The sequence below is a fragment of the Acidovorax soli genome, from assembly GCF_900107605.1.
Classification (GTDB): domain Bacteria; phylum Pseudomonadota; class Gammaproteobacteria; order Burkholderiales; family Burkholderiaceae_C; genus Acidovorax; species Acidovorax soli.
This window is the reverse complement of the sequence record NZ_FNQJ01000037.1, coordinates 23467-30034: the sequence shown is the minus strand read 5'-3', so window position 1 is coordinate 30034 and position 6568 is coordinate 23467. Positions and strand designations below refer to the sequence as shown.

Annotated in this window: 5 protein-coding genes; 1 reads left to right on the top strand and 4 read right to left on the bottom strand. The window is 64.5% G+C overall.

Translation table 11 applies throughout. The features are described from left to right. Nucleotides 1-100 precede the first annotated feature (100 nt). Nucleotides 101-985 carry a LysR family transcriptional regulator gene (locus BLW02_RS17140; protein ID WP_092700741.1) on the top strand — a complete coding sequence of 295 codons (885 nt, stop codon included), beginning with the start codon at nt 101-103 and terminating at the stop codon, nt 983-985. 201 nt (nt 986-1186) lie between these two features. Here the strand turns inward: BLW02_RS17140 and acnB are convergent, their stop codons facing one another. The 4 genes from acnB to BLW02_RS17120 form a co-directional block, all read right to left on the bottom strand. Then, entirely contained in the window at nt 1187-3772 is a 2586-nt protein-coding gene (gene acnB, locus BLW02_RS17135; RefSeq protein WP_092700738.1) for a bifunctional aconitate hydratase 2/2-methylisocitrate dehydratase, read from the bottom strand. A gap of 70 nt (nt 3773-3842) precedes the next feature. Further along, nucleotides 3843-4409, bottom strand: a complete 567-nt coding sequence (locus BLW02_RS17130; RefSeq protein ID WP_092700735.1) for a hypothetical protein — start codon at nt 4407-4409, stop codon at nt 3843-3845. Nucleotides 4410-4431: 22 nt separating this feature from the next. After that, nucleotides 4432-5472 carry an HpcH/HpaI aldolase/citrate lyase family protein gene (locus BLW02_RS17125; protein WP_092700732.1) on the bottom strand — a complete coding sequence of 347 codons (1041 nt, stop codon included), beginning with the start codon at nt 5470-5472 and terminating at the stop codon, nt 4432-4434. Between the two features lie 4 nt (nt 5473-5476). Beyond that, nucleotides 5477-6463 carry a malate dehydrogenase gene (locus BLW02_RS17120; RefSeq protein ID WP_092700729.1) on the bottom strand — a complete coding sequence of 329 codons (987 nt, stop codon included), beginning with the start codon at nt 6461-6463 and terminating at the stop codon, nt 5477-5479. Between the last annotated feature and the right edge of the window lie 105 nt (nt 6464-6568).

The following is a 6568-nucleotide window of genomic DNA, read 5'->3' as shown; positions in this document are numbered from 1 at the left end:
GTCTTCAGGCTGGAGCTGGCGGTACTGCGAAGGGGAGGAGTGCATCTGCTGACCTTACAGGTTGGCAGGTGTTGCACTTCACTTTTGAATCCGCCTAGCCATGGAACTGCGGCTGCTGCACTACTTCGTGACCCTGGCCGAGGAACTGCACTTCAGCCGTGCGGCCCAGCGGCTGTGCATTTCCCAGCCGCCACTGAGCGTGGCCATCAAGCAGCTGGAGGAAGAGCTCCAGGCCCAGCTGTTCGAGCGCAGCAGCAAGGGCGTGCGGCTCACGGCGGCGGGCGAACATCTGCTGGGCAAGGCGCGCCAGCTGCTGGATTTGAGCCACCAGGCGGCCCAGGAAACGCGCGACGTGGCCCAGGGCACGCGCGGCCACCTTCGCCTGGGCTTCGTGGGCTCCAGCCTGTACCGCGGCCTGCCCCAGGCGCTGGAGCAGTTGCAGCGGTCCCACCCCCAGGTGCGTGTGGACATGCTGGAGGCCAACAGCGCCGAGCAGATCCAGGGCCTGCTGCAGATGCGGCTGGACGTGGCGCTGGTGCACTCCATCCAGCCACCCGCGGGCATTGCCAGCCAGTTGATCGTGGAGGAGCCTTTCGTGGTCTGCCTGCCGCAGCAGCACCCGCTGTGCGCGTGCGAGACCATCGACCTGTCCGAGCTACGCGATGACCGGTTGATTCTTTTTTCCAACCTGGTCTCGCCCACCTACCACCAGCGCATCTACGAGATGTGCCTGGCCCACGGCTTCGCACCCGAGGTGCGCCACGAGGTGCGCCACTGGCTGTCAGTGATCTCGCTGGTCTCGCTGGGCCAAGGCGTAGCCCTGGTACCTGCCGCGCTGGAACGCGTGGGCCTGCCGCGCCTGTTATTCCGGCCACTGCAGGGCACCCACCCATCGTCCGAAATGCTGGCGATGTGGCGCAGCGCGCCCGCTAATCCGCTGGTGCAGGCACTACTGACCCATCTGAGCTCAGCCGCAAAAACCTAGCCGCCCCTGCGCGATAGACCAGGACTATGCGCCCGAGCACATCCCCCGACGCGAAAACCCATGCGGCGCGCAAGTGGCGCATGTTTATCTTTTGGCAAGAGGACACCCTCCTTCGATCAACGCCAATAAATACAACAGCAAAAAGCCCGGTGCTCTTGCGAGCACCGGGCTTTTTTCTCAGCCGTGGAGGGCGGGAACCGCTCAGGCGGCTACGCCGTCGGCCACGTCCTTGTACTCGGCGATCTGGTCGAAGTTCATGTACTTGTAGATCTTGTCGCCGTTGGCGTTGATCACACCGATGTCGGCCAGGTATTCGGCCTTGGTCGGAATGCGGCCCAGCTTGGAGGCGATGGCCGACAGCTCGGCGGAACCCAGGTACACATTGGTGTTCTTGCCCAGGCGGTTGGGGAAGTTGCGCGTGCTGGTGGACATCACGGTGGCGCCTTCCTTCACCTGTGCCTGGTTGCCCATGCACAGCGAGCAGCCCGGCATTTCCATGCGGGCACCGGCGGCGCCGAACACGCCATAGTGGCCTTCTTCCGTGAGCTGGTGCGCGTCCATCTTGGTCGGAGGCGCCATCCACAGCTTGACCGGGATGTCCTTCTTGCCTTCGAGCAGCTTGGAAGCCGCGCGGAAATGGCCGATGTTGGTCATGCACGAGCCGATGAACACTTCGTCGATCTTGGCGCCGGCCACGTCCGACAGCGTCTTGGCGTCGTCGGGGTCATTGGGGCAGCAGACGATGGGCTCGGTGATGTCGGCCAGGTCGATCTCGATCACGGCGGCGTATTCGGCGTCGGCATCGGGTGCCAGCAGCTCGGGCTTGGCCAGCCAGGCTTCCATGGCCTGGATGCGGCGGCCGATGGTGCGCGCGTCGGCGTAACCCTGGGCGATCATGTTCTTCAGCAGCACGATGTTGCTGTTGATGTACTCGATGATCGGCTCCTTGTTCAGGCGCACGGTGCAACCGGCGGCAGAGCGCTCGGCCGAGGCATCGGACAGCTCGAACGCCTGCTCGACCTTCATGTCAGGCAAGCCTTCGATTTCGAGGATGCGGCCCGAGAAGATGTTGACCTTGCCCTGCTTGGCCACCGTCAGGAGCCCTGCCTTGATGGCGTACAGCGGAATCGCGTGCACCAGGTCGCGCAGCGTGACGCCGGGCTGCATCTGGCCCTTGAAGCGCACCAGCACCGATTCAGGCATATCGAGCGGCATGACGCCTGTGGCCGCAGCAAAGGCCACCAGGCCGGAGCCGGCCGGGAAGCTGATGCCGATGGGGAAACGCGTGTGCGAGTCGCCGCCCGTGCCCACGGTATCGGGCAGCAGCATGCGGTTGAGCCAGCTGTGGATGATGCCGTCGCCGGGCTTGAGCGAGATGCCGCCGCGCGTGCTGATGAAATCAGGCAGCTCGTGGTGCATCTTCACGTCCACGGGCTTGGGGTACGCAGCCGTGTGGCAGAACGATTGCATCACCAGGTCGGAGCTGAAGCCCAGGCAAGCCAGGTCTTTCAGCTCATCGCGGGTCATGGGACCGGTGGTGTCCTGCGAGCCGACCGAGGTCATGCGGGGTTCGCAGTAGGTGCCCGGCAGCACGCCCTGGCCTTCAGACAGGCCGCAAGCGCGCCCGACCATCTTCTGCGCCAGCGTGAAGCCCTTGCCGGTGGCGGCGGGCACCTGCGGCAGGCGGAACATCGTGGAGGGAGCCAAGCCCAGGGCCTCGCGTGCCTTGGTGGTCAGGCCACGGCCGATGATCAGCGGAATGCGGCCACCGGCGCGCACTTCGTCGAACAGCACATCGCTCTTGACCGTGAACTCGGCGATCACCTTGCCATCCTTGAGGGCCTTGCCTTCATAGGGACGCAACTCGATCTCGTCGCCCATGTTCATCTGGCTCACGTCGAGCTCGATCGGCAGCGCGCCGGCGTCTTCCATGGTGTTGTAGAAGATCGGCGCGATCTTGGAGCCCAGGCAGACGCCGCCGAAGCGCTTGTTCGGCACGAAGGGAATGTCTTCGCCGGTGAACCACAGCACGCTGTTGGTGGCGGACTTGCGGGAAGAACCGGTACCGACCACGTCGCCCACATAGGCCACGAGGTTGCCCTTGGCGCGCAGGTCTTCGATGAATTTCACCGGACCGCGCTTGCCGTCTTCTTCGGGCGTGATGCCGTCGCGCTTGTTCTTGAGCATGGCCAGCGCATGCAGCGGGATGTCGGGGCGGCTCCAGGCGTCGGGCGCGGGCGACAGGTCATCGGTGTTGGTTTCGCCCGTGACCTTGAGCACCGTGAGCTTGATGCTTTGCGGCACTTCGGGGCGGCTGGTGAACCACTCGGCATCGGCCCAGCTCTGCAGCACGGACTTGGCGAAGGCGTTGCCCTTGTCGGCCTTTTCCTTGACGTCATGGAACTGGTCGAACATGAGCAGCGTCTTCTTGAGCGCTTCGGCGGCCATCGATGCCACGGCAGCGTCGTCCAGCAGGTCGATCAGCGGCGTGAGGTTGTAGCCACCCAGCATGGTGCCCAGCAGTTGCGTGGCCTTCTCGCGGCCGATGAGGCTGCACACCTCCGTGCCATGGGCCACGGCGGCCAGGTAGCTGGCCTTGACCTTGGCGGCGTCGTCCACACCGGCGGGCACGCGGTGCGTGATCAGATCGACCAGGGCGGCTTCCTCGCCAGCGGGCGGGTTCTTCAGCAGTTCGATCAGTTCGCTGGTCTGCTTGGCGCTCAGGGGCAGTGGTGGAATGCCCAATGCAGCGCGTTCTGCCACATGGTCACGGTAGGCTTTCAACATCAATTTTCTCCGGTTGCGTTCTATTCAAAGTGGGGCGGGTGCGTGCCGGACACCGGACACACCGCAATCGTTATTGCTTGGCGATGGGCAGGGGCTCCAGAACGCTGGGGGGCGGGTTCTTCTTGATGGCCTCGGCCACCAGGCTCTGCTCGGGGCTCATGCACTCATCGGCCAGGCGCTGCCCGCGTTTCTGGTCCATGAGCATGGACTTGTTGGCAATCTGCAGCCAGACAGCGCCGCCCTTCTGGTCTTCCAGGCGCACGGTGCCGGTGGTGGTTGCGACCGGGGCCATGCGGTACTTGAAGCCCTTGCCTTCGACATCGAAATGGCCGGGCGAGGCAGGGTCGGCCTTGAGCGTGACGTGGGCACCCAGCTCGCAGGCGATGCGGCCGACATGCACGCGCTCGGCGATGGCCAGCTCGGCGGGCGACAGGGCCGCCTCGGCGGCCATGATGCCCGCCGCCACCTGCCCGGTGGCGGACCGGAGCTGGGTACGGCTGCTGGGAGGCTCCGCCTTGACCGTCTTGGTTTTGGCAGGGGCCTTGGTGGCCTGCTTGGCTGCGGGCTGGGAGGGAGTCTGGGCCAGCACGAAAGCAGGCGCCAGCAGTATCAGGGCAGAAGCGATAAGGGTTTTCATCAGAGATCCTGCGAATAGGGGTTCAGGGGAGGGACGGGACAAACCACGCGCAAACGGCCGGGGGCAAACTGCGCCCGGTGCTGTGTGCACGTTCCAGGACCTGCCAGTAGTAACGGAAACTGGCACGGTCGTGCAATGCGCCATCAAAACTGATAGGAGCCCAATCAGCGTCTATGGCAGCAGCTATTATTTTTGATGCAACTTCAATATCATCCTGCGTGGGCGCGAAGGCCGCCAGGATGGGTCGGATCTGCGCCGGGTGGATGCTCCACATGCGCGTGTAGCCAAACTCGCGGGCTGCGCGGCTGGCTGCGGCCTGCATGGCCGCCATGTCGCTGAATTCAGTCACCACGCAATGCGAGGGCACCTTGCCGTGGGCATGGCAGGCAGAGGCGATTTCCAGCTTGGCACGCACCACCAGGGGGTGCGTGAACTGGCCCGAGGATGCCATGGCCGACGCGGGTATGGCGCCGCCATGCGCCGATACAAAGTCCATCAGCCCGAAGCTCAGGCTTTGCACCAGCGGGTGCGCTGCGATCTCGAACGCACGGTGCACCGCGGCGGGCGATTCGATCAGCACCTGCAGGGGCAGGTGGCCGGCCGATGCACGCTGCAAGGCCTTTTCAGCCTGCACAACGTCATCCACCGACTCGACCTTGGGCAACATGATGTGGGTGAGCCGGTGGCCGGCTTCACCGGCGATGGTGGCCACGTCATTGGCAAATGCGGGGTGGTCCACGGGATGCACACGCGCACCCACGCGGGCTGCCGGGGCGGCATCGCGCGCCAGCTGGGCCACCAGGGCCGCATGCGCCGCTTCGTCGCCGACCGGTGCACCGTCTTCGCAATCGAGCGTCACGTCGAAGACGCAGGCGCCGAATTCTTCGGTCATCTGGGCCTGCAACTGCAGGCTCTTGAGCATGCGCGCCGGAGCACCGCTGTAGTGATCGCACACCGGCAAGGCGGCCGAAACCGCCTGGGCGCCAAGCAGCACATCACGGGGATGGGCGGACCCGCCCCCTTGAGCGGCAGTGAGCGGGGCTGGGTGGCGCACAACACTCATGGGATCACAGCAGGTGCTTGACGCCGTCTTGCTCGCCTTGCAGCTCTTCCAGCGTCTTGTTGATGCGCTCCTGGGAGAACGCGTCGATCTCCAGGCCTTCAACGATCTTGTACTCGCCGTTTTCGCAGGTGACGGGGAAACCGAACATGGTGTCCTTGGGAATGCCGTACTGGCCATCCGAAGGAATGCCCATGGTGACCCACTTGCCGTTGGTGCCCAGGGCCCAGTCGCGCATGTGGTCGATGGCCGCGTTGGCTGCCGAGGCGGCCGACGACAGGCCGCGGGCTTCGATGATGGCGGCGCCGCGCTTGCCCACCGTGGGCAGGAACACATTGGCGTTCCATTCCTGGTCGTTGATCATCTTGGCGACGCTTTCGCCATTGATGGTGGCGAAACGGTAGTCGGCGTACATCGTGGGCGAGTGGTTGCCCCACACGGTGAGTTTTTCGATGTCGGCCACTGCCTTGCCGGTCTTGGCGGCGATCTGGCTGGCAGCACGGTTGTGGTCCAGGCGCAGCATGGCGGTGAAGTTCTTGCGTGGCAGGTCAGGAGCCGACTTCATGGCGATGTAGGCGTTGGTGTTGGCGGGGTTGCCCACGACCAGCACCTTCACGTCGCGCGAAGCCACGGCATTCAGGGCCTTGCCCTGTGCGGTGAAGATGGCGCCATTGACGGCCAGCAGCTCGGCGCGTTCCATGCCAGGGCCACGGGGGCGCGAACCGACCAGCAGGGCGTAATCGGCATCCTTGAAAGCGGTCATGGGGTCGCTGTGTGCGGTCATCTCAACCAGCAGCGGGAACGCGCAGTCATCGAGTTCCATCATCACGCCCTTGAGGGCTTTTTGAGGGCCTTCCACGGGCACTTCGAGCAACTGCAGGATGACCGGCTGGTCCTTGCCCAGCATTTCGCCGGAGGCGATGCGGAACAACAGGGCGTAACCGATTTGACCAGCAGCGCCGGTAACGGCAACACGGACGGGCTTCTTGCTCATGGTGAAAACTCCAGGAAGTGGGAAAAAAACAGGTAAAGGTGCAACGCAAGCACCAGCGCCTGTTACCAGCAGCCCGTGCCCCGCAAAACAGCCTTGGAGTGTACC